22 protein-coding genes are annotated in these 25,794 nt (G+C 67.9%); 15 read left to right on the top strand and 7 right to left on the bottom strand.

Annotated features, from left to right (window positions below):
* The first annotated feature begins 77 nt into the window (after positions 1–77).
* The 5 genes from POL67_RS28920 (at position 78) to POL67_RS28900 (ending at position 4,212) form a co-directional block, all read left to right on the top strand.
* Entirely contained in the window at positions 78–671 is a 594-nt protein-coding gene (locus tag POL67_RS28920) for a protoglobin domain-containing protein (protein ID WP_271922836.1), read from the top strand.
* 109 nt (positions 672–780) lie between these two features.
* A complete protein-coding gene (locus POL67_RS28915) occupies positions 781–1,605 on the top strand; it encodes an alpha/beta fold hydrolase (protein ID WP_271922834.1) in 825 nt (274 codons plus the stop codon).
* 23 nt (positions 1,606–1,628) lie between these two features.
* Positions 1,629–2,486: an alpha/beta fold hydrolase gene (locus POL67_RS28910; protein ID WP_271922832.1), complete on the top strand. Its 858-nt coding sequence runs from the start codon at positions 1,629–1,631 to the stop codon at positions 2,484–2,486.
* Between the two features lie 13 nt (positions 2,487–2,499).
* Entirely contained in the window at positions 2,500–3,117 is a 618-nt protein-coding gene (locus POL67_RS28905; protein WP_271922830.1) for a cysteine hydrolase family protein, read from the top strand.
* Positions 3,118–3,270: 153 nt separating this feature from the next.
* The gene (locus POL67_RS28900; protein ID WP_271922828.1) at positions 3,271–4,212 is read left to right on the top strand and encodes a LysR family transcriptional regulator; all 942 of its coding nucleotides are present in this window, start codon (positions 3,271–3,273) and stop codon (positions 4,210–4,212) included.
* On the opposite strand, the gene POL67_RS28895 is transcribed toward POL67_RS28900, so the two are convergent.
* From POL67_RS28895 to POL67_RS28880, 4 genes are all read right to left on the bottom strand, one after another.
* The gene (locus tag POL67_RS28895) at positions 4,191–5,246 is read right to left on the bottom strand and encodes an MBL fold metallo-hydrolase (protein WP_271922826.1); all 1,056 of its coding nucleotides are present in this window, start codon (positions 5,244–5,246) and stop codon (positions 4,191–4,193) included. The two genes, POL67_RS28900 and POL67_RS28895, sit on opposite strands and share 22 nt — an antisense overlap.
* A gap of 157 nt (positions 5,247–5,403) precedes the next feature.
* Positions 5,404–8,037 carry a hypothetical protein gene (locus POL67_RS28890; protein ID WP_271922823.1) on the bottom strand — a complete coding sequence of 878 codons (2,634 nt, stop codon included), beginning with the start codon at positions 8,035–8,037 and terminating at the stop codon, positions 5,404–5,406.
* Positions 8,034–8,525, bottom strand: coding sequence for a hypothetical protein (locus tag POL67_RS28885; protein ID WP_271922821.1), 492 nt, complete (start codon positions 8,523–8,525; stop codon positions 8,034–8,036). Before POL67_RS28885 ends, POL67_RS28890 begins: the two co-directional genes overlap by 4 nt.
* Before the next feature lie 21 nt (positions 8,526–8,546).
* Positions 8,547–9,188: a peptidoglycan-binding protein gene (locus POL67_RS28880; RefSeq protein WP_271922818.1), complete on the bottom strand. Its 642-nt coding sequence runs from the start codon at positions 9,186–9,188 to the stop codon at positions 8,547–8,549.
* Between the two features lie 210 nt (positions 9,189–9,398).
* On the opposite strand from POL67_RS28880, the gene POL67_RS28875 reads away from it, so the two are divergent.
* From POL67_RS28875 to POL67_RS28840, 8 genes are all read left to right on the top strand, one after another.
* The gene (locus POL67_RS28875; protein ID WP_271922816.1) at positions 9,399–10,763 is read left to right on the top strand and encodes a serine/threonine-protein kinase; all 1,365 of its coding nucleotides are present in this window, start codon (positions 9,399–9,401) and stop codon (positions 10,761–10,763) included.
* 8 nt (positions 10,764–10,771) lie between these two features.
* Positions 10,772–11,794 (top strand): hypothetical protein, encoded by a 1,023-nt coding sequence (locus tag POL67_RS28870; protein WP_271922814.1) that lies wholly within the window; start codon positions 10,772–10,774, stop codon positions 11,792–11,794.
* Positions 11,794–13,407: a hypothetical protein gene (locus POL67_RS28865; RefSeq protein ID WP_271922812.1), complete on the top strand. Its 1,614-nt coding sequence runs from the start codon at positions 11,794–11,796 to the stop codon at positions 13,405–13,407. Before POL67_RS28870 ends, POL67_RS28865 begins: the two co-directional genes overlap by 1 nt.
* Before the next feature lie 73 nt (positions 13,408–13,480).
* A complete protein-coding gene (locus POL67_RS28860) occupies positions 13,481–15,067 on the top strand; it encodes a hypothetical protein (RefSeq protein ID WP_271922811.1) in 1,587 nt (528 codons plus the stop codon).
* Positions 15,068–15,184: 117 nt separating this feature from the next.
* Positions 15,185–15,817, top strand: a complete 633-nt coding sequence (locus POL67_RS28855; RefSeq protein ID WP_271922809.1) for a hypothetical protein — start codon at positions 15,185–15,187, stop codon at positions 15,815–15,817.
* A gap of 115 nt (positions 15,818–15,932) precedes the next feature.
* The gene (locus POL67_RS28850) at positions 15,933–17,492 is read left to right on the top strand and encodes a hypothetical protein (protein WP_271922807.1); all 1,560 of its coding nucleotides are present in this window, start codon (positions 15,933–15,935) and stop codon (positions 17,490–17,492) included.
* Between the two features lie 213 nt (positions 17,493–17,705).
* A complete protein-coding gene (locus POL67_RS28845) occupies positions 17,706–18,731 on the top strand; it encodes a hypothetical protein (RefSeq protein WP_271922805.1) in 1,026 nt (341 codons plus the stop codon).
* A gap of 193 nt (positions 18,732–18,924) precedes the next feature.
* Positions 18,925–20,574 carry a hypothetical protein gene (locus POL67_RS28840; RefSeq protein WP_271922803.1) on the top strand — a complete coding sequence of 550 codons (1,650 nt, stop codon included), beginning with the start codon at positions 18,925–18,927 and terminating at the stop codon, positions 20,572–20,574.
* 82 nt (positions 20,575–20,656) lie between these two features.
* Here the strand turns inward: POL67_RS28840 and POL67_RS28835 are convergent, their stop codons facing one another.
* From POL67_RS28835 to POL67_RS28825, 3 genes are all read right to left on the bottom strand, one after another.
* A complete protein-coding gene (locus POL67_RS28835; protein ID WP_271922801.1) occupies positions 20,657–21,211 on the bottom strand; it encodes an ExbD/TolR family protein in 555 nt (184 codons plus the stop codon).
* Between the two features lie 149 nt (positions 21,212–21,360).
* Entirely contained in the window at positions 21,361–22,356 is a 996-nt protein-coding gene (locus POL67_RS28830; protein WP_136933446.1) for a GHMP family kinase ATP-binding protein, read from the bottom strand.
* Positions 22,353–23,117 carry a sugar phosphate nucleotidyltransferase gene (locus POL67_RS28825; RefSeq protein WP_271922797.1) on the bottom strand — a complete coding sequence of 255 codons (765 nt, stop codon included), beginning with the start codon at positions 23,115–23,117 and terminating at the stop codon, positions 22,353–22,355. Before POL67_RS28825 ends, POL67_RS28830 begins: the two co-directional genes overlap by 4 nt.
* Before the next feature lie 245 nt (positions 23,118–23,362).
* Here POL67_RS28825 and POL67_RS28820 point away from each other — a divergent pair, with 245 nt between their 5' ends.
* Both POL67_RS28820 and POL67_RS28815 read left to right on the top strand, forming a co-directional pair.
* Positions 23,363–24,835: a serine/threonine-protein kinase gene (locus tag POL67_RS28820; RefSeq protein ID WP_271922795.1), complete on the top strand. Its 1,473-nt coding sequence runs from the start codon at positions 23,363–23,365 to the stop codon at positions 24,833–24,835.
* Positions 24,832–25,788, top strand: a complete 957-nt coding sequence (locus tag POL67_RS28815; protein WP_271922791.1) for a tetratricopeptide repeat protein — start codon at positions 24,832–24,834, stop codon at positions 25,786–25,788. Before POL67_RS28820 ends, POL67_RS28815 begins: the two co-directional genes overlap by 4 nt.
* The last annotated feature ends 6 nt before the right edge of the window (positions 25,789–25,794 follow it).

Below are 25,794 nucleotides of genomic sequence, written 5' to 3'. Positions count from 1 at the left end.
AGGAGGGGCGCCGGCGGGCCGGCCTTTGGACGCATGTTCCCGCGCGCACCCCACCTGAACCCTTCAAGGAGCCCTCGATGAACACCCCCGCGATCCCCGGCTACACCCTCGGCACCTCGAACGTCGCGCGCTCGCCGCTCAGCGACGAGGAGTTCGCCCTGCTCAAGCAGACCGTGCTGCTCGGCGAGGACGACGTGCGTTCTCTGCGTTTGGCGGGCGAGGTGCTCGACGACCAGATCGAGGCCGTGCTCGACGTCTGGTACGGCTTCGTCGGCTCGCACCCGCACCTCGTGTATTATTTCAGTGGCGCCGACGGCAAGCCGAACATGGACTACCTGGGCGGCGTGCGGCGCCGCTTCGGGCAGTGGATCCGCGACACCTGCGCCGCGAACTACGACCGCGCCTGGCTCGACTACCAGTACGAGATCGGCCTGCGCCACACGAGCGCGAAGAAGGGCAAGACCGACGGCATCGCCTCCGCCGCGCAATCGATCAACCTGCGCTACCTGATCGCCTTCATCGTGCCGATCACGGCGACGATCAAGCCCTTCCTCGCGAAGAAAGGGCACAGCGCCGCCGAGGTGGAGGCCATGCACACGGCGTGGTTCAAGTCGATCACGCTGCAGATCACGCTCTGGAGCGAGCCCTACGTCGCACCCTCGACGTTCTGAGGAGCCTCCAGGGTCTTCGGCGACACCCGACCTTGGTCGGGTTCCTGGTCGGGTCTGGCTGCGATACACGAGCGGCTCCGCTGTTCGATACGGAGGGAGTGCAAGCACCATGGCCACGATCACGGTCCAGGATGGGACGCAGATTTACTACAAGGACTGGGGCGCCGGCCGGCCGGTGGTCTTCAGCCACGGCTGGCCGCTGAGCGCCGATGCGTGGGAGGACCAGATGGTCTTCCTCGCGGCGCGCGGATACCGATGCATCGCCCACGATCGCCGCGGACACGGCCGCTCGAGCCAGCCTTATGGCGGCAACGAGATGGACACGTACGCCGATGATCTCGCGGAGCTCTTGAATCACCTCGACCTGCGCGAGGCCACGCTCGTCGGCCATTCGACGGGCGGCGGCGAGGTCACGCGGTACCTCGGCCGGCACGGCAGCGCGCGGGTCGCGAAGCTCGTCCTCGTCGGCGCCGTGCCGCCGCTGATGCTGAAGACCGAGGCGAACCCGGGCGGCCTGCCGATCGAGGTCTTCAATGGCATCCGCGCGGCCGTGACGGCGGATCGCTCGCAGTTCTTCAAGGACCTGCCGACGCCGTTTTACGGCGCGAACCGCCCGGGCGGCCGGCTCTCGGAGGGCCTGCGCGACAGCTTCTGGCGGCAGGGGATGCAGGCGGGGCTCAAGAACGCGCTCGATTGCATCAAGGCGTTCTCCGAGACCGACTTCACCGAGGATCTGAAGAAGATCGACGTGCCGACGTTGTTCCTCCACGGCGACGACGACCAGATCGTGCCGTTCGGCGCGAGCGCGCAGGCGGCGGCGAAGCTGGTCAAGGGATCGGAGCTTCGGGTGTACGCGGGCGGCGACCACGGCCTGCCGTCGACGCACAAGGATCGCATCAACGCTGACCTCCTCGCCTTCATCGGCGGGAAATGAACGTACCGGGAAGGAGCCACCTCATGAGCACGAATGAGCACACAGCCATCACCGCGCCGAACCAGTTCGTCGAATCGAAGGGCCGGCGCCTCGCGTACCGATCCATCGGGACCGGCAAGCCGATCGTGCTCTGCACGCGGTTCCGCGGGAACATGGACGTCTGGGACCCGGCGTTCCTCGATGCCCTCGCGGCGCGTGGTTTCCAGGTCATCACGTTCGATTACAGCGGCCTCGGGCTCTCGACCGGCGAAAAGGATTATTCGCCCTTCGCGCTCGCCAAGGACGCGAACGATCTGATCGAGGCGCTCGACCTCAGGGGCGTGGTGATCAGCGGCTGGTCGCTCGGCGGGCTCGCCGCGCAGGTGGTGGTGGCCATGTTCCCCGAGCGCCTGAGCCACGCCGTCCTGATCGGCACCGCGCCGCCTGGCCCGAACGTCAAGCCCGCCGAGCAGCTTTTTTACGATACGGCGGGGAAACCCGTGAACAGCTTCGAAGACGAAGTCATCCTGTTCTTCGAGCCGCGGTCGCAGGCGAGCCGGGAAGCCGCGCGCCGCTCGGCGGATCGTATCGCGCAGCGAACCGAGAATCGCAGCGTCCCCGTCCCCGCCGACTGGGCCGCGGCCGTCCTCGGCGACAAGCCGAAGAGCTCGCTGTTCCCGGCCGATCCCATCCTGCAGGCCTTGAAGGCGACCAAGTTGCCGATCCTGCATGTCGGCGGGGATCACGACATCATCTTCCCGGTCGAGAACTGGTACGCGCTGAACCAGGAGCTGCCGACGGTGCAGCTTTTGACCTACCCGCGCGCCGGCCACGGGCCGCAGCACGAGCATCCGGAAGCCACGGCCGAGCACATCGCGACGTTCGTGCGCAGCACGTCGTGAAAAGGAGCCCACCGTGACCACGAAGCTTTACGCGCCGGAATCGACGGGGCTCCTGTTCATCGATCCTTACAACGACTTCCTGAGCGAAGGCGGGAAGCTCTTTCCGCGCTTGAAGGGCTCGATCGAGGCGAACAACGTCCTCGAACACCTTCGCCAGATCGTCGCCGCCGCGCGGGGCGCCGGCATTCGCCTGTTCGTGGTCCCCCACCACAAGTCCGAGCCGAACGACTTCGCGACCTGGAAGCATCCGACCCCGTATCAGCTCGGGGCGGCCAAGCTGCAGGTCTTCCAGAAGGGGTCCTGGGGCGCGGAGTGGCACCCGGATTTCGCGCCCAAGGAAGGCGACGTCCTCATCAAGGAGCACTGGGCGCAGAACGGGTTCGCCAACACCGACCTCGACCATCAGCTCAAGCAGCACGGGATTGGGCGGGTCATCCTCATCGGCATGGTGGCGAATACGTGCGTCGAATCCACGGGGCGGTACGCGATGGAGCTTGGTTATCACGTCACGCTGGTGACGGATGCCACGGCCGCCTTCGAGCCCGAAATGCTGCACGCGGCCCACGTGTTCAATGCGCCGACGTTCGCCCACGCGATCGTGACCACGGCGGAGCTCCTCGCCGCGCTTTAGGCCGCGCAGGGGCGAAGACGTCCATGGCGATGCGCCGCCATGGACGCGCGCGCGCCTCCCGCCGATACTGCCCGTGATGCGACACGGCGCACGAAGCAAATCTGACAGGCGAATCACGGACGCGGACGTCGCGTGGCGAAGCGGGAGGCGCTCGTGAGCCGCTTTTTCGAGGCCGAGGCGTTCGTCGTCGTCGTCGACGAGGGCAGCTTCACGGGCGCGGCGAAGCGGCTCGGCGTGACCAAGTCGTATGCGAGCAAGCTCGTTTCACGGCTCGAAGATCGGCTCGGCGTGCGCCTCCTGCATCGGAGCACGCGCGCGCTTTCGCTCACGGAGCCGGGCCGGACGTACTTCGAGCGCTGCACCGAGGTGATGCGCGCGCTCGAAGAGGCGGAGAACGTGGCCACGGAGCTCCAGACGAAGCTCGTCGGGAAGATCCGGATCACGCTGCCGACGACGCTGGGGGCCTACCATTTCATGCAGCCCCTCGCCGAGCTCAAGGCGCGGCATCCGGGGCTCCTGCTGGATGCGGTCTTCCTGGATCGGCACGTGGACCTCCTGGCCGAGGGGTTCGACCTCGCGATTCGCGTCGGCGACCTGTCGGAGACGAGCCTCGTCGCGCAGCGGCTCGCGACCGCCGAGATGGTCCTTTGCGCGGCCCCCGCGTACCTCGAACGACGGGGCGCCCCGCGCGCGCCGGAGGATCTCGCCGCGCACGAATGTCTGAGTTATGCGTACCATGCGCTCCCGACCTCGTGGGAGCTCGCGAGCGGGGAGCGGCAGGTGCAGATCAAGGTCTCCGGCTCGCTCACCACGAACAGCGGGCAAATGCTCGTGGAGGCTGCTTGTCGGGGCCTCGGCATCATTTTCGTGCCCGTGTTCCATTCAGCGAGCCACTTGCGCGACGGCCGGCTCGTCCGGGTCCTGCCGGGGTGGCGGCGCCCTTCGCCCGTCCCGATCCACGCGGTGGTTCCCGCGGCGCGGCACGTGCCGGCCAAAGCGCGCGTGGTCGTGCAGTTCTTCAAGGATCTCCTGCGCACGCCGCCGTGGGCGGGCTGGGAGACGCCCGCGGCGAATCAGGGCGACAGGTCGTCGTAGGTGTTGGGGACGTTCACGGTCGTATGGATCCAGTCCCAGATCGCGTATCCCTTGAACGAATCCATCGTGACGGACATGACGGCCTCGTCCTTGGTTTTGCCGCTGGAGACAGCGGAGTCGATCTCGCTGACGAGGGTCCCGAGGTAATCGATCGCGAAATCGAAGCCGTCGACGGACACCGGCCTTCCATGCCCCGGCACGACGATGGCGTCGGCGGGGAGCGAGGCCTTCACGTCGGCGAGCGTCATCCCCGTCTCGGCCGCGTGGCCGGCGAGCAGCCAGGGGACCGCGGGCTTTTCGGCGACGAGCGCGTTGCCCGTCCAGAGGACCTTCGCGCTCGGGACACGCACGAAGAGATCCCCGCCGGTCTGCGCGAACCCGTGGTAACGGGCCTCCACGGTCATGCCGCCGCCCAGATCGACCGACCACGGCTCGCCGTCCTTCACGAGGATGTCGGCGGGCACCGCCTCGAGCTCGTCGAGGCCTTGATCCGCGCCGAAGTTCGCCTCCATGAAGGCGATGTCCTCCTCGAAGTGCTCCGCGATCTCCTGGGCCGTGCGCTCGTGCTGCACGACGTGCACGCCGCTCGGGAGGAACGTGTTGCCGAAGCTGTGATCGCCGTGGCTGCTCGTGTTGACCACGTATCGAATGGGCTTCTCGGTCTCCTTCCGGACGAGGTCCACGACCTGGCAAAAGAGCTGCCGGTTGATCATGCTCTCGACGAGGAGCACCGAATCCTCGCCGATGACGAACCCGCCGCTCGTCGCGAGGGGGATGCCCTTCGGGGCATGGGCGTCCACGTTTTCGTCGTAGATCGCGAAGACGCCCGGCGCGAGCTTCTGCGAGACGAGGCGAATGGCCTTCGGCGTCCAGACGTACATCGGGTTGGGCGCCGTGAGGGTGAATTCTTGCCCCTCACAAGCCGCGAAGGCCTGGGGCACCTCGGCGGGCGGCGCGCCCTCCGGAGGCGTGTCGCTGCAGCCGGCAGCGGCGAGACCCACGACGAACCATGCCATCATCGAACGCTTCTTCATGACGCTTTCCCTCCACGCGAGAACGACCGGGGACAGCACCATGAATGGATCACCCGGCGCGGCGCGAGAAGGTCGCCCCGAGGACAAGGACCGTTGCCTGACGATGCACAATCGGGGGGCGCCGCGGGCAGCAGGCGAGACCGAGACGGGCCGCGCTTCAGTAGGCCTTCTCGGAGAGCTCCGACTCCGGATAGCCCACGCCGGCCCGGTGGTACAGCGCCGGCCCCGTGTTCTCCAGCAGGCATTCCCGCGTCCAGCCGACCTCGATCAGGAAGCTGCCCCAGAGCTTCCGGCTCTTGTCGTCCGCGAGCAGATCCGATCGCTGGAAATGCCACCATTCCATTCCGATCGGCTGCCCCGGCGCCGGCACCGTGACCGCGTCGCCCGGCAGGATCAACACGCTCGCCGCCACGCTCGCCGTGTCCGCGGGCGCGGCATACCCGATCTCGAAGATCGGGTGGAGCGTCACCGTCCAGCTCGACGTCTTCGGCTTGGCCGAGGGCACCGTCGCCCCCGTGGATTGCTTGACGTTCTGGTTCGTCGGCGCCTGTTGTTCCAGCGCTTGGGGGCGCTCCTCGATGTACTTCGCCCACGCCTCGCCCGATTGCACCGGCGGCTGTGATTCGTCGGAGACGATCCCGTAAAACAGCTTGTCTCCGTGGTCGCGGAGCTTCGCCGCCACCTTCTTCGCGTCTTCGATCTTCGCGGCCGACCAGGAGAGCGTCACCGTGACCTGCGGCGTGTTCGTCTTGACGCTCTTGGCGATCTCCTTTTTCGCGTCCTTCAGCGTGCCCGCCCATCGGCGCATGAAATCGGCGTCCAGCGCGGGCACCGTTGTCTTCAGCTTCGTCGATTTTCCGCGCGCGATCGTCACGACGTCGTCGTCCGTCTTGCTCGTCTTCGCCTTGTCGAGCGCGTCGGCGAGCGTGACGAGCTCGGTCGCCTTCACCGTCTTCGTCGTTTGGCCCCAGCCCGATTTGAACGAGCTGATGCGGCCGAGGTGCAAGAGCTCGCCGACGGCGGAGATGTCGAGGTAGGTCCCGTATTCGCCCGCAGACGCCGCGCTGCCCGGCTCGTGCTCGGCGAAGAACTCGGACGCCGTCATCGTGGCGCCCTTGATCCCGCCTTCCGGGTGCCAAGCGTCGTACATCCACCGCTCGATCGAGGCCCGGTAATACTTCGTGAAGAAGCCTGTGGGATTCGCCTGGAGGTCGGCGATGAGTTGGTCGATCGCCGGCAGGAGCATCGCGGCCGTGATGGGCGTCTTCGATTGCGCGTCCCGCAGCGCGGCGAGCCGCTCCAGAATCGGCGCCGCGTGCGCCGCCGCGTCGGCCGCGCCGGGGAGGGATTGCTTGGCCGCGCCGTGGAGCCGCCATTTGACGCGGCCGTCCACGACCTCGCGCACGAAGGCCACGGGCCAGCCGGAGACCGTGTCCACGAAGCCACTCGCGATGCCGAGATCCATGGCGAGGCCCGTCTTGTGGATGGAGCGCGCGCTCCGGCCATACCCGGCCTTGCCGATGTCGACCTGCGCGCTGCGGAACGTGTGGTTCACGCAGATCCCGTGCTCGAAGCCGAGCGCTTTCACGAGCTCGCTCCAGCCGTGCAGCGATTGCGCCGCCTCGGGCCGCATCCAGTTGAGCCAGCCCCGTGGATCGATCATCGAGACCAAAATCGCCCCCGGCTTGCGGAGGCCTTGCGTGAGCCACGTCTGGAGCGCCTTGCCCGTCGCCGCCGTGACCACGCCGTCGGCCGCGTCCGGTTTCTCCGCGGGCGCCGCGATTTCGCTGCCGTCGAGGTAGGCCCACGCATTCGCGATGTTCGTGGCCGTCTTGACGTCGGCCTGCTCGGCCTTGATCTTGCCGTCGAGCGTGATCTTTTGCTTCTTCTGGTCCTCGGTCAGCGCCTTCTGCTTCTTCAGCGCCTTGACCTCCGCCTGCATCGCCGAGAGCGCGCCGCGATCGACCTTCGGCGCGAAGTTCGCCCCGTAATCGACGTACGCCGCGTGCGGGCCGGAGGCGCCGCCGCCATTCACCTTGAAGGCGCGTGACGGGGCGTCCTGCTGATAACGGTAGACCGCGTTCATCGTGCGGACGTCGAAGATCCCGTCGTTCACGCCGCCGGATTTGTCGGCGTCCGTGCCCGCGTCGGGCAAGTAGGGGAAGTTCGACGTGCCCACCATGTACCGGAGCGCGCCGAGGTGCGCTTGCAATCGCTGCACCTGTTTTTTCACGGGCTCGCACGCCGCAAAAGGCATGTCGCGGAAGAGGACCCACCCCTCGTAGAGATCCGCGCCGGCGGGCAGGAGGCCTTTTGATTCCTCGGGCACTTCCAGCGTCGGCGCGTCCGCGCGCACCGTGAGCGCCTTGGGCTCTCCGAACGCCGTCGACCCCGCGTTGATCTCGGCCTCGATCCGCTGCGCGAGCGCGAGGCTCGGGTGCTGGATCAGATACACGTCGTACGATTGCCCCTGCTGAAGCTTGTACGCGTCGGCCACCTGATCAAAACACGCGGGCGTCGCGTGATCGATCGGCGGGCCGAGGTACCCGGTCGCGTCCGTCATGCCGAGCACGTAGGGCGGCACGGGGCCGGCCGGCGTGTCCTCGCTCCGGAACATCGCGGAGAGCTTGGCCCCGATCGTGGGATCCGCGGGTTTTGGCGGCGTTTTGCGAAAGAGGACGAAGAGGTTCGGCAGGACGTGCCCGGCGGTGCAGGCGACCTTCGTGATTTTCAGCGTCGGGACGCAATACGTCGTGACGCCGCCGCCCGAGGTTCCGCCGTCGCCGCTCATCGCTCACCCTCTTCGAAAAAGCCGTCGTTGACGTCCACGAACTCGCCGAGCTCTTCCTCCTCCGGCGCCTCCTCGGGCGGATCCTCCGCGGGCTCCTCGGCCTTGTCCTCGGCCACGCTCTCGGGTTCGGTGCCGAGCTTCTTGTCGCCGAGGAACGCGCCCTCCTTCGAGACCACGAGCCCCGTCACGACGTCGAGCCATTTCTCGGCCCCGATCCGCACCGAAATGCGATACGCGCCCGGCGGCACCAGGCGGAACGTGTAAAGGACGATCCGCTTGTCGGGATCGGGCTTCGCGTCCGCGTCGCTCGCCAGGAGGATCTTTTCGAAATGGCCGTCCTCGCTCTGCAGGCGGACTTCATCGTCCTGGAGCGGATCACAATCGAGGTCCATCTCCAGGGGGACCGTCAGATCCACGCCGGACAGGACGATCGTATTGAAATCCTTGCCCCGGGGGTTGCCGAACGCGACGTCGTGGGTTCGCTCCATCGTGCGTGCCTTTGGCCTCCGTCAGGAGCCGTGTTTCTCCTCGAGCTTCTTTTTCGTCGTGTCGTCGAGCTTGCCCGTGACGTCGAGCTTCTCGTCGTGCTGGAAGAGCGCGAGCGCCGTGCGCGTGCGCCTGCCGAGCACGCCGTCCGCCGGGCCGGGATTGTATCCGAGGTTCGAAAGCCGCCCCTGCGCCCCGGAGATGCCCCCGTCCGCCGCGTCGAGCGGGTTCAGGTGCCCGAGCCGGAGGTGGATCACGCGCCCCGCGATCGTGAGCTTTCCCGTGGTCTCGGAGACGGGGACCTTCTGTTCGAGCTTGCCATCGCCGTCGGTCTTGCCCTCGTGCGTCTCGCCGCCGACCTCGAGCACGTACGCCGCGCCCGCGAGCGGCTTGCCGTCGTGGCCTTCGAGCTTGAGGCGCAGCTCTTTTTTCGGCCTGCGCAGGCGGAATCGATGGAGCTTGCCCGTCGCGAGGCCCTCCTCGACCTTGAGGTCCTTGTCCGGGATCACGATGCGATCGCCGGGCTCGAGCACGTTCGGGTTCGCGCGCTTCTTTTTCAGCTCGGCGTTGTCGGGGTGATCGTAGAGGACCCGATAATCACCAAAGCCATACCGCGCGGCAATCTTCGAAAAGCACTCGCCTTGCTGGACGACGTGGATCGGCATGGTTTTTCAAGCTCGCAAGCGGGCGGGCGAGGGCTCCACGGTATCACGCCCCCGTCTGCGTCGTAAACGGTTGGGGGATGTAATCCGCCCCGCGTGGACGAACTCTCTCGTCAGGCGGGTCGGAAGGCGTGTGTCAGGAAACCACTGGTGCGAACGGTCCGTCGCACCGCTTGTACAGGACGGGGGAAACATTGTAAGGGATGTTGAGGCATGCAGACCTTGCCGGTGATGCACGATGCGGACACCGAGCCGCTCGACGACGCGGTGACGCGCCGCGCGCAGGCGCGCATCGGCACGGTGCTGCGAGCCAAGTGGCGCATCGATCGCGTGCTCGGGATCGGCGGCATGGCCGCGGTCTACGAGGGCACCCACCGCAACGGCAAGCGCGGCGCCATCAAGATGCTCCACCTCGAGCTCTCGGTGGATCCCGAGGCGCGCGCGCGCTTCCTCCGGGAAGGCTACGTCGCGAACAACGTGGGCCATTCGGGCGCCGTGAGCGTGCTCGACGACGACGTGGCCGAAGACGGCTCGGTCTTCGTCGTGATGGAGCTGCTCGAAGGCAAGACCGTCGACGCGCTCGCGGAGCAGAGGCCCACGGGGCGCCTCGGGATCACCGAGTCGCTTCGCCTCGCCGATCAGCTCCTCGACACGCTCGCCGCCGCGCACGACAAGGGGATCGTGCACCGCGATCTGAAGCCCGAGAACCTGTTTTTGACGAAGGACGGCGCGCTGAAGGTGCTCGACTTCGGGCTCGCGCGGATGCGCGAGATGCAGTCCAACGCGAAGATGACGAAGACGGGCAACGCCATGGGCACGCCCGCGTTCATGCCGCCGGAGCAAGCCCTCGGCGAGTGGAACCGCGTCGACGCGCGCTCGGATCTGTGGGCCGTGGGCGCGTCGTTGTTCACGCTGATGACGGGCCGCCTCGTGCACGACGCGCCCACGCTGAACCAGCTCCTGCTCAAGGCGATGACGCAGGCGCCCGCGCCGATCCGCACGGTCCTGCCGGGGTTGCCCGCGGACGTGGCGGAGGTCGTCGACAAGTCGCTCTCCTTCGACATGAACGCGCGCTTTCAGGACGCGCGCAGCATGCAGGTCGGCGTGCGCAAGGCGCTCGCGTGGCTCGACAAGCACGGCGAGCCGCAGAACCTCGTGCCCGTCGCGTCGCGCGGCACGACGAACCCCGGCGCGGTCGACAGCCAGATGATCACGCTGAAGCGGGATCCCACGGCGCCGACCCCCGCGCCCGCGCGTACCTCGCGCCTGGCCATGATCGCGCTCGCGCTCGGCACGCTCGCGCTCGGCGGCGTGGCCGCATTCTTCGTGTTCGGAGGTTCGTCCGAGGAGACGCCGGGGCCTGTGTCGGCAGCGTCGTCGAGCGCAGGCAGCGCGCGCGTGGAGGCGCCGGCGCCGAGCGCGCCGCCGTCGGTGGCGCCGATCGCGCCGATCGAGCCGGCGCGCATGGTGACCGAGGACGCGGGCGCGCCGCCGCCCGTCCCGTCGGTCACGGCGAGCGCCGTCAAGAAGGGGCCGAGCGTCAAGAGCGGGGCGGATTTCGGCGAGTGGGGGAAATGATCATATCCGTGCGGAGCGTCCTTCGGGGCGCGTGTCTCGTCGCCGCGCCGCTTGGGCTGGCGCTCGTGATCGGCGGCGTCGCGTACGCGGACGAGACGGACGACAAGGCCCGCGCGCAGAAGCTCTTCGTCGACGGGCGCAAGGCGATCGAGGCCGGGGACAAGGCCACGGGTTGCGCGAAGATGCGGGAGAGCATGGGGCTCTTCGCGGTCGCGAACACGCTCTTCAATGTGGCGCAGTGTGACGAGGGCGAGGGCAAGATCGCCGCGGCGCTGGAGCACTGGGAGCGCGGGCTCGCGCTCGTCGACGCCAAGGATGCGCGCGCCAAGGTGGCGAAGGAGCGCATCAACACGCTCTCGCCGCGCGTGCCGCGGCTGCGCATCGTGGTGCCGCCGGGGCAGCCCGTGTCGGCCGTCGTCCTCGACGGGACGGAGCTCGCGCCGTCGGCGCTCTCGGCGCCGCTCTACGTGGAGCCCGGGAGCCACGCGATCGTGGTGCGCGCGCAAGGCCGGCCGGATCGCAAGCACGAGCTCACGCTGGCCGAGAAGGAGCGCACGGAGTTCGTCGCGACGCCGGCGGCGCCTGCGCCGGTGGGCTCGCCGTCGGCGACCGTGGTGCCGACGGCGACGGCGACGGCGACGGGGGGCGGGCCGCCGCCGCCTCCCACGAGCTTTCGGCGTACGGCGGGGTTCATCGTGGGTGGCGTGGGCGTGGCAGGGCTCGTCGCGGCGGGGGTGACGGGCGGCATCATCATGGCGAAGGCGTCGAGTTTTGATGCCTGCCGCAAACAGCGCGAGGAGACGCCGTCTGTGCCGTGTGAGATCAAGGACGCGGACGTCGACACGTACAAGGCGCTGCTCGTGCCGAACGCGGTCGCGTGGGGCGTGGGGCTCGCCGGGGTGGGCGTGGGGCTCGTGCTCGTCTTGACGGCGCCTTCGGCGAAGGACGGGGAGGCAGGGAAGGCGTCGTTCGTGCCTGTGCCGATCGTGCTTCCGGGCGGGGGAGGAATGGGGTTGTCCGGGAGGTTTTGATGCGAAATGGTCTTTTTCTTGCGGCCACTGCGAGCCTCGTGACGCTGGGTGGTTGTCTTTTTTCTTATAGCAGTGGTGATTACGACAAAGACATAGGCTGGGGCGGGGGTGGGGGCGACGCGTCGACCAGCAGCAGCGGGATGGGGGCCATGACAGGGTCGGGCGGCGCGGGCGGCCCGGACGCCTGCCATCCGGCGTTTTGTGACGCGGACGCATCGACGACGACCTGTACTCCCAACCTGGCTTGCCCGTCGGTCGCGTGGTCGGCGCGGTGGGGGGCGCTCGGTCAGCAACGCGTGTTCGCGGTCGCCAGCGATGGGGCGAGGGTCGCGCTGGCCGGGGAGTACGACGGGCAGAGCTTCGAGATTGGCGAGAAGTCGCCGAGGACGTTGCCGCTCGCATCTCCGAACTTCGGGCCCGAGGCATTTGTCACGCTGCTCGATGACAAGGGGAGCGCGACGTGGGCGTCGCCGGTTGCGCTTGGCATCGGGTATCAACCGCGAAGTGCGTATGCCGTGGCGTTTGCCGGGAAGGACATCGTGGTCGCCGGGTCGCGCGCATCGACCGAAGGTGGGACCCCGAATGTCGACGTGTTCATTCGGAAGTTCACGCCCGGCGACAACAACGCCGTCACCGACGTGGGACCGCCCCTCCAGTTCGGGGGCGATGGTCCGGACAAGGCCGTCGCGGTGGCCGCCGCCGCGACGGGCGAGTTCTACGTCGCGGGCACGATAAGCGCGCCCGGCTCGAAGGCCGTCTCCTGCAACATGGCCGAGTATCCGCTCAAGAACGGCATGTTCGTGGTGGGCTACGATTCGGCGGGCACCTGCAAATGGTTCGCTCAGGCAGAGGGCGAGGTCGAGCCGACGGCCCTGGTTTACGACGGGAAGAACCTGGTCAGTGTCGTTGGACATTTCAAGGGCACGCTGAAGCTCCCGAGCGGAAACCTGTTCACGACGAAGACGAACGCGACGGATTCGTTCGTCCTCGGGCTCGAGCCGTCCTCCGGCGTCGTCGGGTCGTCGACGCAGATCCAGGCGGACGTGGGGGGGGCCGTGCGGGCCCTGGCGGCGACCACGAGCATCGACGGGAAGGTGTACATTGCCGGGCAGCTCAAAGGAAAAACCTCGGTCGAGCCCGATCGTATGACCGATGAGGAAACGGCGGTATTCGTCATGCCCGTTGTGTTGGAGAACCCCTGGAAGCAGGTGTTTCCTGGCGGGAACGTGCCGGGGTTGGAAGCCGCCGCCGGCACGAGCATCACGTTCGCGGCGGACGGTTCGCTGTATGTCGGCGGTACGTTCAGGGACGTCATCGATATCGATCCGACGTCGCCGTCGGGCACGTTCGAACGTGCCGGGGTGAACCCGTTCCTCGCGAGGATCGACCCCGTTGCCGGCGCGCTTTCGTGGTTCGACGTCTACAATGGGCGGGGGCAGCAGCAGTTCACGACGTCGTTTTTCGTGACGACGCTCCAGAGTGATGTCCTGCTGGCCGGGAAGTGGATCACCGATTTCAGCTTCACCAAGGACGGGAGCAAGCCGCTGACCGCCAAGGGCGACGGCATGACCGACGATGACATCATCGCCGCGAAGGTCACTCCCAATCCCTGACGCACGTCACGTGCGCGTAGGCGGCCGCGTCGGGGGCTGACGGCAACCGGAGCGGGGCAAGAGGGAGGTTCCGATGCAAAAGGTTCTCGCGGTCCTGGCGGGTTGTGGCCTCGTGGCCTTGGGTGGCTGCATCCTCGTCTACAATCCCGGCAAATACGATGATGCCGTCAGGACCCCCGACGGAGGCGGTCTTGGGGGGGCCGGCGGGGTGGGGGGGATCGGCGGCGAGGGCGGCGAGGGCGGCGTCGCACCGTGCCTGGTCGAGTGGTGTCACACGGTCGAGGTGGTGGAGACGACGTGCAGCGAGGTCACCTGTCCGACCTTTTCGAGCCGCCGGATCCCGCTCGCCAACAACCAGGACACGCGGGCGATAGGGGTCGGCTCGGTCGCGGAGGCCGAGCAGATCTTCGTTGCCGGACAATATCTGGGCAACATGACCCTCGGTGATACGACGATTCCCGGGGAGCTGGGGAAAGGCGACGCCTTCGTGGCGGCGTTCGGGCCCGCGCCCAGCTTCATGGCCACGAGGGTGCAGGCGGTCGGCTCCGCGCTCGGGGGCTCGCAGGCGATCGGATACACGCCGCGTATCGCCCATGCGGTCGCGTTTGGCGCGGCGAACTCCGTCATCGTCGGGGGACGCTACCGGGAGGACGACCCGTTCATGATGGTCGAAGAGAACCACAATGCGTTCCTTCGTTCGGTCGCCCCGGATCTGAAGGCGGTTTTATGGACGGCCACGTTCGGCAGCGGAGGTGTCGACGAGGTCGTGGCCGTGGCGGCCTCACCCCAATGGGCGTATGCCCTCGCATCCATCGCGCCGGCGCTCGGGGCCAACCCGTCCGAGGTGGTGCTGCCGTGCGGGAGCTCCCAGCTCATTCAGCCCAAACAGCATCACATGGCGCTGTTCCAGTACAGTCCCACCGGCGAATGCCAGTGGATCGTTCGTCCGACGGGTGGATTGCACACGCCGACAGCCCTCGTGGCGAGCTCGAGCAATGACATCTACGTCGCGGGTACGTATTCAGGGAAGTTCGAGGGGCTCGGAAAGGACGTCCCCGAGATCACCGAAGGCACGGCCATGTTCGTCATGAAGGTGGGCGTCGACGGGGAGGTCGCGTGGGTCAATACCTATTACACGCTGATGAGCAGCGCGACGCCCACGGCCCTGGCCGTCTCGGGCAGCGAGCTCTTCGTGACGGGATCGTTCCGGGGCATGCTCGATTTCGGGGACGACGTCCGCATTGCCGACCAAGAATCGCCTTTCCTCCTCGTGCTCGATTCCGCTGGCGCCAAGCCCCGGAGCGTCGTCATGCCAGGGGCCCTCGCTCGTGGGGTCGGCCTGGCGGCGACCTCGACAGGCGAAGTGATCATGACCGGAACCTTTTTCCCCACCCTGGACTTTGATCCCCATCGAGACGGGGTGGAGATGAACGAACAGAACCTGATGAGCGCGTTCCTCGCGAAGTTCGACGCGCAAGCCAAGCTCCAGACGTTCGACTTGATCGGGACCCAAGAAGCGCCCACGCGGCGCTGGCTCCCGCTCGCCTCGGGCGACGCGGGCGTTTACCTCGCCGGGGGCTGGTCGACGCATCTGCGGTTCGAGGATACGAGCGTGACGCCTCTGGAACTCGACGTCGTCGTGGCGCACGTTCCGCCCTGACCGACCCTGTCCGGCGCGCCGCGCGTGATTCATTCATGGTAGCCTGCCTCTTCCATCGAGGAGGTGGCAGATGCGCGTGGATGCGACGGAAGCACCTTCACCGCAACGACGCTGGACATGTTCATGTTCAAGCTCAACGAGAATGGCACGGTCACCGCGACGCTGGCGCCGCTCGGAGGGGAGCCCGGGGACGATCTCGCGAGGGTGCGCCCGAGGGCGATGGCCTTCGACAAGACCGGTCTCATGTTCGCAGGCGGCGACGTCCTGGGGAAGACGAAGATCGCGCCGGAGCTCGACGCCGGCCAGAGGGCAGCGTTCGTGCTGGCTTTTGAGGACAATGGGGGCATGGCGTGGAAGCAGGTGTATGCCGGGGACAGCGCGTCCGGTGGGCCGGCGGCTACAGGCCTCGCGACTGCGAATGGCAAGCTCTATCTGACCGGCTTCTTCTCCGAATCGCTCGACATCGACCCCTTGGGGCCGGCCGGCCTCGTGCAGCGAGCGGGGTACAACCCGTTCCTCGCCCGGCTCGACATCGCAGGCGCGAGGGCGGACTGGCTTCATGCGTTCGACGGGACGGGCCAGCCGGGTGCGGCGAGCCCATTTTACGCAGGAATGCTCGGCGCGGAGGTCGTCGTGGCCGGGAGCTGGATCAGGCAGCTCGATATTTCCAAAGAGTCGGCAGGCGGCATCCTGCCCCCGAAAGGGGATGGCGTGACCGACACGGACATCGTCGCCGCGAAATTCAAGTGATGGCGCCGGAGCTCGAGATCCTCCTGGCGCACGTGGAGCCCTGACCGACCTTCCGTCCGGGGCGCCGCTTCTGATGCATCCATGGTAGGCTGCCTCTCCATCGAGGAGGTGAAAGATGCGAGTGGATGCGACGCGTGTGGCGTTTGGCCTGGCGTTTGGGGTTTGGGTGCTCGGCGGGTGCCTCGGGGAACTGCAAACCACGGGTGGTCAAGGCGGGACCGGCGGACAGGGGGGCGGCGAGCCCGGGCTCGGGGGCGGCGGAGAGTGCCATCCGGCGTTTTGTGACGCGGCGTCGACCTGTTCCATCACCGCAGTGTGCCCGCAGATCGGGTGGTCGGCGCGGTGGGGGGCGCTCGGTCAGCAACGGGTGTTCGCGATCGCGAGCGACGGGGAGAAGGTCGCGCTGGCCGGGGAGTACGACGGGCAGAGCTTCGACATTGGCGAGAAGTCGCCGAGGACGTTGCCGCTCGCATCTCCGAACTTCGGCCCCGAGGCCCACGTGACGCTGCTCGATGGCAATGGGGTCGCGACGTGGGCGGCGCCGGTCGGGCTCGGCATCGGGGAGCAACCGCGAACCGCGTATGCCGTGGCGTTCGCCGGGAAGGACATCGTGGTCGCCGGGTCGCGCGCATCGACCGAAGGCGGGCAACCGGATGTCGACGTGTTCATTCGGAAGTTCACGCCCGTCGAGAACAACGCCGTCCTCGACGTGGGACCGCACCTCCAGTTCGGGGGTGATGGTCCGGACAAGGCCGTCGCCGTTGCCGCCTCCGTGACGGGTGAGTTCTACGTCGCGGGCACGATCAGCGCGTCCGCCTCGAAGACCGTCACCTGCAACATGGCGGATCATATCCTCAAAAACGGTATGTTCGTGGTGGGCTACGATTCGAGCGGCACGTGCAAATGGTTCGTCCAGGCGGAGGGCGAGGTCGAGCCGACGGCGCTGATCTACAACCAGGCCGTCGGGCTTCGTGTCGTTGGTCATTTCAAGGGCACGCTGGCGCTCCCGAACGGAAACACGTTCACGACGCAGCCGAACGCGACGGATTCGTTCCTCCTCGGGCTCGTGCCAGCCTCTGGCGCCGTTGCATGGTCGTCGCAGATCCCGGCACATGCGGGGGGGGCCGTGCGGGCCATGGCGGCGACCATGGGCGTCGACGGGGTGGTGTACCTCGCCGGGCAGCTCGAAGGAAAAACCTCGGTCGAGCCCGATCTCATGGCCGATGGGGAAAGGGCGGCGTTCGTCATGCCCGTCGGGGTGGAGAACTTCTGGAAGCATGTGTTTCCCGCAGGGAAGGTGCCGGGTCTGGAAGCCGCCGCCGGTACGAGCCTCGCGCTCGCGGCGAACGGTTCGCTGTATGTCGGCGGCACGTTCAAGGACGTCATCGATATCGATCCGACGTCGCCGTCGGGCACGTTCGAACGTGCCGAGGTGAGCCCGTTCCTCGCGAGGATCGATACCGCCAACGGCGTGCTTTCGTGGTTCGACGCCTACGACGGGAAGGGGCAGTCGGCGTTCACGAAGGCCTTCTACGTGACGGCGCTCGGGAGCGACGTCCTGGTGGCCGGGAACTGGATCGCCGATTTCAGCTTCGCCGAGAAGAAGCTGGCCGCCAAGGGTGACGGCATGAGCGACGATGACATCATCGCTGCGAAGATCACCCCCTCGCCCTGACGCACGCCATCCTCATCAGGTGCGATTCAGCCTACGTGGTCTTGTGGTGCTTGGCGGTTGCATCTTACGAACCTGGAAAGTACGATGCCCACCGTCGCGATCACCGGCGCGGGCGTTTCCCGGCGGTGCCGGCGGCGCAGGCAGGGCAGAGTCGTGTTGGGGACGAGCATCGAGGGCGGGGCCCGTGGGCGAATGGGAACAAGGACCACACCCGTGCGGGGCCTCTTGCAAACCACGACCTTCGTCGCCGCCCCGCTCCTCGCGGCGCTCGTGTTCGGCGGCGTCGCGCACGCGGACGAGAAGGACGACAAGGCGCGTGCGCAAAAGCTCTTCATCGACGGGCGCAAGGCGATCGAGGTCGGCGACAAGGCGAATGGCTGCGCGAAGATGCGCGAAAGCATGGGCCTGTTCGCGGTCGCGAACACGCTCTTCAACGTGGCGCAGTGTGACGAGGGCGAAGGCAAGATCGCCGCGGCGCTGGAGCATTGGGAGCGCGGGCTCGCGCTGATCGAGGCCCAGGATCCGCGCGCCAAGGTGGCGAAGGAGCGCATCAACGCGCTCGCGCCGCGCGTGCCGCGCCTGCGCATCGTCGTGCCGCTCGGGCAGCCGGTGTCGGCCGTCGTCGTCGACGGGACGGAGTTCGCGCCGTCGGCGCTCTCGGCGCCGCTCCACGTGGAGCCCGGGGCGCACGTGATCGTGGTCCGCGCGGAGGGCCGGCCGGATCGCAAGCACGAGCTCACGCTGGCCGAAAAGGAGCGTACGGAGTTCGTGGCGACGCCGGCGGCGCCGGGCGCGCCGCCTCCGGCCGTGGTGCCGACGGCGACGGCGTCGGCGACGACGTCAGAGGTCGTTCCGCCTCCGCCCCCTCCTTCTTCGTCGAACTTCCGGCGCACGGCGGGGTTCATTGTCGGCGGGGTGGGCGTGGCGGGGCTCATTGCGGCGGGCGTGACGGGCGGGGTGCTCGCGTCTCGTGACGCGACGATCGACGGGCAGTGCAAGGACGCGGGCAACGACAAGAAGACCTGCTCCCAGGGCGCGATGGACTTGATCAACGGCAGTGGCCCCCTCTTCGTGGCGAACGGGATCGCGTGGGGCGTCGGCGTCGTGGGCGTGGGCGTGGGGCTCGCGCTCGTGTTCACGGCCCCTTCGGGCAAGGCGAAGGACGAGGCGCAAAGCACGGCGATCGTGCCGTTCTTCGTTCCCGGGGGCGGCGGCGCCAGCATCTCCGGGCGATTCTGAGGCGAGGCGCGCCCTCGTGCGCGCCGGCTGGGCCCCGCGCCCAACCAAAGGCATTCGGCCCCTTCTGGAATCGCGCAGCGGGAATGGGGATCGGCTCGACCGGTTCGCATCGATATCGTAGATACTTTGACGCGCTCGTTCGATAGCGCGTGCGTTACCTACGTGGTGTCTTTCCCCCGTTCGGGAGGTCTCGATGCGTAACCTTACGATCCTTATTTCGGTCACGGGTCTCGTTGCGTTGAGCAGCTGTGCGCTGGTGTACGATTACGAAGGATATGGCGGCGCAGGCGGCGCGGGCGCGTCGGGGAGCATGAGCAGCAGCGTCTCGGCCGGAGGGGACGGTGGCGTCGGAGGGCAGGGTGGAATCGGCGGGGAAGGGGGTGTCGGAGGGCAGGGCGGTACGGGCGGTACGGGCGGCGTGCCGTGTGGCGTCGAGATCTGCGACACGGAAGGCTCGGAGTCCTGCGACGCCGTTTCGTGCTCGTCGGTCGCGTGGGCGGCGCGGTGGGGAGCTATCGATCATCAACAGGTGAACGCGCTCGCCACGAATGACACGAACATCGTGCTAGCTGGCCATTACGCCGGGGAGGCGTTCGACCTCGGGGGGACTACGCTGCCGGCTCCCGGGGGCACGGGGAGCAGCGCCTTCGTCGCGGTCCTGAGCAAGGAAGGGCAGGGCCTTGCAGCCTTCCCGGTCATGGGCGCCATCGGGTACCCGCCGCGCTCCGCGCTCGGACTCGCGGTCTCGACATCGACCGAGATCCTCGTCACGGGATACGTCAGCGTGCTCGCCGGCGGTTTGGATCCCGATGTATTCATCAACAAGATGAGCTTTGCGGCCGGTTCCCCGCAACTGGCGTTCTCCGCCCACTTCGGGGGCGACGGCGAAGACAAGGGCGTCGCAGCGGCTCTCGACGCGAGCGGGGGGCTCGTCGTCCTCGGCAAGGTGAGCGCGAAGGCTGCCATGAGCGTGAAGCCCGATCTGGATTGTAATGGTACGAAAACAGTGTTGAAGGATGGCATGTTCGTCGTCAGCTACGACGCGAGCGGCAATTGCAAGTGGTATACTCAAATTGAAGGAACGGGCATCGAACCGACGGCCCTGGCGATTGCGCCGTCCAACAAGATTCACGTGACCGGACATTTCAAAGGAAGCATGCGGCCCCCTTTCGGGCCCGACCTCACCGCAGCCGCCGCGGCGGAGATGTTCCTGTTCCAGCTCGACGACAAAGGCGCGGTCGTGATGCTGAAACCGAATGGCGCGGCGCCTCTGCTCGATACCGCGGAGGTGCGCCCGAGGGCCCTTTCCTTCGACCAGTCCGGTCGCATGTTCGTGGCCGGCGACGTCCAGGGGAATACGGAGGTCGCGCCGGGGCTCGGCGCCATGCAGACGGCAGCGTTCGTGATGGCCTTCCAGGACAACGGGTCCCCGGCGTGGAAGCAGGTGTACGCGGGGGACAGCCAGAGCCTGTCCGGTGGACCGACGGCCACGGGCCTCGCTGCCACGAACGGCAAGCTCTATCTGACCGGCGTTTTCTCCGAGTCGATCGATATCGACCCCTCGAAGCCGGACGGCGGCCTCGTGCAGCGAGCGGGGTACAACCCGTTCCTCGCCCGGCTCGACATCGCAGGCGCGAGGGCGGATTGGCTGCATGTGTTTAGTGGGATGGACCAGAAGGATTCGGCGAGCCCGTTTTACGCACGAATGCTCGGCGCGGAGGTCGTCGTGGCCGGGAGCTGGATCAAGCCGCTCCGTGTTTCCCTGGATTCGGCCAACGGCATCCTGGCTCCGAAAGGGGATGGCACGTCCGATACGGACATCGTCGCCGCGAAGTTCAAGTGATCACGCCCGGCGCGGCCCACGCGCCGTCACGTAAAACGCGGCGCGCGCCGCTTTGACGGCGCGCATCCGCGAATCCCACCGATCAGCGCGCGGCGAACGTCATGTTGAAGACGGGCAAATCCTTGTCGCCGCCCTCCAGCTTCACCGTGCGCTTCGTCGCGTAAAGCGCGTCGAGCACCGCGACGACCTCCTTGAACGGCGTGCGGTTGTCCGTGTGCAAAATCGCCTGATCGAGCTTCTTGTCGCTCGGATCACGGTGATTCGCGTTCGCCTGCCACTCCGCCTCGAGCTTCTTCGCGAGGTCGGGGTATTTCACGAACTCGCCGGCTTCCTGCGAGGCCTTCGGGATGCGGACCTCGCTCACCACGGTCGCGCCCTGCTTCCACACGAGCGCGAAATCGCTCTCGCCGATGTGCACGTTCAGCACCTTTTCCGGCGCGACGACGGTGATCGGATCCGGGCTCGCGGGCCCGGGGACCTGCGCGTCCGCATTGATGCGCGAGTTCGTCACCCAGACGGCCGTGATGAGCAGGAACGCGATCGTGCACATCAACAGGTCGATGAACGGGACCATGTTGATCTCTGCGTTTGTCGCCTTCTTCTTGCCGCCCTCGCTGCCAACGTCGACGCCGCCCATGGGAATCTCCTTCTCCTCCGTCGTGCGCGAAACTCGGGGTCGCGCTCGGGGAATGGCGAGAAGACACCGACCTCGCCGCCAGGTTCCGCGTTTTTTCGACATCGGCAGGCGGGGCGATGTTTCCGGTACGGCTACGATTTTCCGCTCGGTCAAGATCGATGCATGTTGGCCATGATCCGGGCGCCATCCATGTCGAAGCGGAACCGGAGCGGGCGGAGGCCCCGGGCGATCATGGCTTCGAGCATGCGGCGTCGGTCCTGGGGGCGGACGTAGAACATGAAGAAGCCGCCGCCGCCCGCGCCCATCAGCTTGCCGCCGATCGCGCCGGCCTTCCGCGCCGCCTCGTAATGCTCGTCGATGACCGAGTCCGTCATCTTCGAGGCGAGCTTGCGCTTGTGGGACCAGTGCACGTGGAGCAGCTCGCCGTATTGATCGATGTCGCCGCTCGTGAGGATCCGGTAGGTCTCGTGGCCCATCTCCTTGATCCGGTGCATCGACTCGACCACGGGCGCCTCGAGCTCGCGGAGCCTTTGCCCCTGCTCGCTGAGGACGATGCGCGCCGGCCGCTCGATGCCGGACCAGATGATGACGAGGTTCGATTCGAGCTCGTCGAGCACCTCGTCCCGGACAGGCACGGGCTCGACGTGCACGGAGCCGTCGGGCTCGAAGCGGAAGGCCGTGACGTTGCCGAAGGCCGAGATGTACTGGTCCTGCTTGCCGATGGGCTCGCCAAGCCGCTCGATCTCCAGGGTGCACGCCTCCTCGGCGAGTTTTTTCGAGGAGACGAACTCGCGCTTGTACGTGTGGAGCGCGTTCAGGAGCGCGACCGTGAAGGCGCTCGACGAGCCGAGGCCCGAGTTCGCCGGGAGATCGGCCACACTCGTGAGCTCGATCGAATGGTCGATGCCCGTCATCCGCAAGGCCTCGCGGAAAATCGGGTGCTCGACGCGATCGACGCTGGAGACGATCTCGGTCTTCGAATACGCCAGGCGAATGTCGCGGTGGAACCGCTTGTTCGCCGTGACGTAGATGTATTTGTCGATGGCGGCGGAGACCAGGTATCCCCCGAAGCGCGTCGAATACGCCGGGAGATCGGTGCCTCCGCCGCCGAGCGAGAAGCGCACGGGCGCGCGGGAAATGATCACGTGGAGACCTCCGCCCGGGCGCCGAGATGCGCTTCGAGCTCGTGAAACCCGGCTTCAGAGCCGATTTCGTAAAACCTCTGCGTCACGACGAGCGCCCGGAGCGCGCCCTCCGCGGCGAGCGCGGTGAGCACGGGGGCGAGATCGTTCGGGCCCTCGGGGAGCGCCGCGATGACCTCGCGCCGGAGCGCGATCGCGCCGTAGTCGATGTGATCCAATGCGGGATCGCGCGCCTCGCCGGGCTTTCGTTTCTGGTAGCGGAGCACGCGGCTCGCCCCGATCTCGCAGTTCGAGTCGTCCCAGAGGTCCTCGTTGCGGTAGACGCTCATCGTGCCACGCGCCTCGGGGTGCGTTTCGAGATCGGCGAGCGGCGCGGCGTAGTCGAAGGGCAGGTACGAGTCGCCGTACGTGAGGAGGAACGTCTCGCCGAGCCGCGGGAGCGCCCGCCGGAGCGCGCCCGCCGTGCCGAGCCGGGTTTCGCCCTCGTCGGCGTACACGACACGGAGCCCGAAGGCCACGCCGTCCCCGATGGCCTCGCGGATCGCGTCGCCGAGGTGGCCGATGCAGAGCACGACCTCCTCGTAGCTTGCCTCGGCGAGCCGCGCGAGCAGGTGATGGCCGAACGGACGGCCCGCGATGGGCAGGAGGAACTTCGGTACGTCCCGCGTGCGCGGGTACATGCGCGTGGCGAGGCCTCCGCAGAGGACCACGGCTTGCCGGCGCAACGGCGGCGCGAGGGGGTCGTTCGAAGGGACGTTCGGCACGGCTCGGGGGGAGCTTAGTCGGGTTTGGCCGCCGAGGAAAAAACACGCGGGCACGCCCGGAGCGGCAGCCCCCGTCCGGGCCACATTCCAGGAGATTTTTCGCATCGGAGGTCCTCTGCGCGGTGCGGCAAACCGGGAGGGTCGGGCATCGAACGAGAGCACAGAGGGGGAGAGCCCCGGGGGGACGGGAGCGCAGTTCGGCTCTCCGAGCATACCGCCGAGGGACGAGAGGGGGGACGGGTGCGATGAACGAGCCGTCGTTCGCGCGTGTATCGGTGGGAGACGTGCTCTTTGGAAAGTACCGTGTCGAGCGTGTTCTCGGCGTCGGCGGCATGGGGATCGTGGTCGCGGCGAGGCACACGCAGCTCGACGCGCTCTACGCCGTGAAGCTGATGCACCCCGCCGAGATCGGGAACAGGCAAGCGCTCGCGCGTTTCTTCCGGGAAGCGCGGGCAGCCGCGAAGTTACGTAGCGAGCACGTGGCGCGTGTCTTCGACGCAGGAAGGACGCCGCGGGGCATCCCGTACATCCTGCTGGAATACCTCGAAGGTTGCGATCTGCAGCAGCTCGGCAAGAAGCGCGAGTGTCTGCCCGTGGCCGAGGCCGTGCTCTACGTGCTGCACGCCTGCACCGCGCTCGTCGAGGCCCACGCGGCCGGCATCATTCACCGCGATCTGAAGCCGGCGAACCTCTTCCTCACCCACAGACCCGACGGATCGCCCTGCGTCAAGGTGCTCGATTTCGGCATCTCGAAGCGCTGCGACGCCCGCGCGCCCTCGGGGATGACCCGGACGACCGACATCCTCGGCTCGCCGCTCTACATGTCGCCGGAGCAGATGCGCTCGACGCGCGACGTCGACGCGCGGACGGACCTGTGGGCGCTCGGCGCCATCCTGTACAGGCTGCTCGCGGGGGAGGCGCCGTTCGCGGCGCGGAGCCTGTCGGACGTGTACGAGGGGATCCTGGAGCGTGAGCCGCGGCCGCTTTCGGTGCGTCGGCCCGACGTGCCCCCGGCCCTCGACGCGGTGGTGCGCCGCTGCTTGCGGAAAAAACCGGACGATCGGTTTCCCTCGGCGCTCATGCTCGCCGCCGCGCTCGCGCCGTTCGTGCCCGAGGACGAGGCGCCGCGCAGCCTGCGCAAGCCGAGCCGCGCGTCGTTGCCCTCGACGCCCGCCGTGAGCGTGCTGCCCGTGGTTGCCCCGATGGATCCGGCGCCGGACGACGTGCCGACGTCCCCCGACTGCCGGGCCGCGATGAACAGCGCGCCGACGCTCCGCTCCGTGCAGGAGCCGACGCTGCCGATCTCGACGTCCGAGCCGACGGGGGCCGCGTGGGGCGGGACGTGGTCGGTCTCCGCGCGGGCGCGGGAGCATGGCTCGCGCGTGGTGGCCGCGGCGCTGCTCGTCGCGGCCGTGGTGGGCGGCGGGGCGGGCCTCTGGGTGTCGCGGGAGGAACAGAGCTTCGCCACGCGCGCCCGCCCCGCGAGCGCCGCGACCGACGCGGCGGAGGTGGCCCCGACGAACGTCGCGCCCGTCGCCGAGGCGCTCGCCGGGCCCGCCGTCCCGGCCGAATCCCCGAAGGTGCCTGCGCCGCCGGTGATCACCGGCCTCGCGGGATGTGCGGACGAGGCGGAGGCGCCCCCGGGCGACGACGCGAAGGCCCGCAAGAAAGAGCCGCTGAAACGAGCGGCGGATCCTTTTGGTCGTTCACGCAAATGAAACTTCATCTTCCGAAGAGCCCGATCCTCCTTGTCTCCGTCGTCGTGGTGATCTCGTCGTTCGCGCGGCCCGCGGCCGCCGAGGGGACGCGGGAGCCGTTCGCCGAGCAGCGGGCAGAGACCTTGTTCCGCCGCGCGCTCGAGCTCATGGACGAGGGCAGGCACGCGCGGGCCTGCCCGATGCTGGAGGAGAGCCGGCGGCTCGATCCGGCGATGGGGACGATGTTCCGCCTGGCCGAGTGTTACGAGCACACCGAGCGGCTCGGCGAGGCGTTCATGATGTACCAGGATGTGGCCACCCAGGCGCGGCAGCGGCACGCCGAGGATCGGGCCGAGGTCGCCCGCGCCCGCCTCGCCGCGCTGGGCCCGCGGGTCGCGGTGGTGAACCTGATCGTCCCCGACGAGGCCCTGAAAGAGCCCGATCTCTCCATCACCTGGGATGGGCGCGAGATCGAGCGAACCCTCTGGAACGCGGGGATCGTCGTCACGACGGGGGCGCACGTGCTCGAAGCGGCCGCGCCGGGAAAGCGGGCGTTCCGGCGTGAGGTCGTGGTGGGCGAGGTGGGGACCTTGGTCGACGTCGAGGTGCCTCCGCTCGCGGACGAGCTCACGCGGCAGCTCATCGTGCTCCACCCCGAGCCGCTCCCGCGGCCCATGACACTCGAGGATCGGCGCTGGCTCGCGCTCGGGGCGCTCGTGATCGGCCTCGGCGGCTTGACCATGGCCTCGATCGCGGGGCTCTCGACGTCGCTCGAGACGAGCGGGACGGCCGGCGATCCGGAGCCGGGGGGCGTGTCCATGACGAGCGCGACGGCGATCGTGGGGATGAGCCTCGCGGGGGTGGGGCTGTTCGCGGCGGGATCCCTGTGGGCCCCGGCGCCGGCGGGGGACGTGCGGTTTGCGATCGCGCCCGGGCCGGGCGGCGGGGCAGGGGTGGTTCAGGTGTCGTTCTGAGGGCCC

This window comes from Polyangium mundeleinium, from assembly GCF_028369105.1.
In the GTDB taxonomy this organism is placed as follows: Bacteria; Myxococcota_A; Polyangia; order Polyangiales; family Polyangiaceae; genus Polyangium; species Polyangium mundeleinium.
This window is presented reverse-complemented; position numbering and strand designations above follow the sequence as displayed.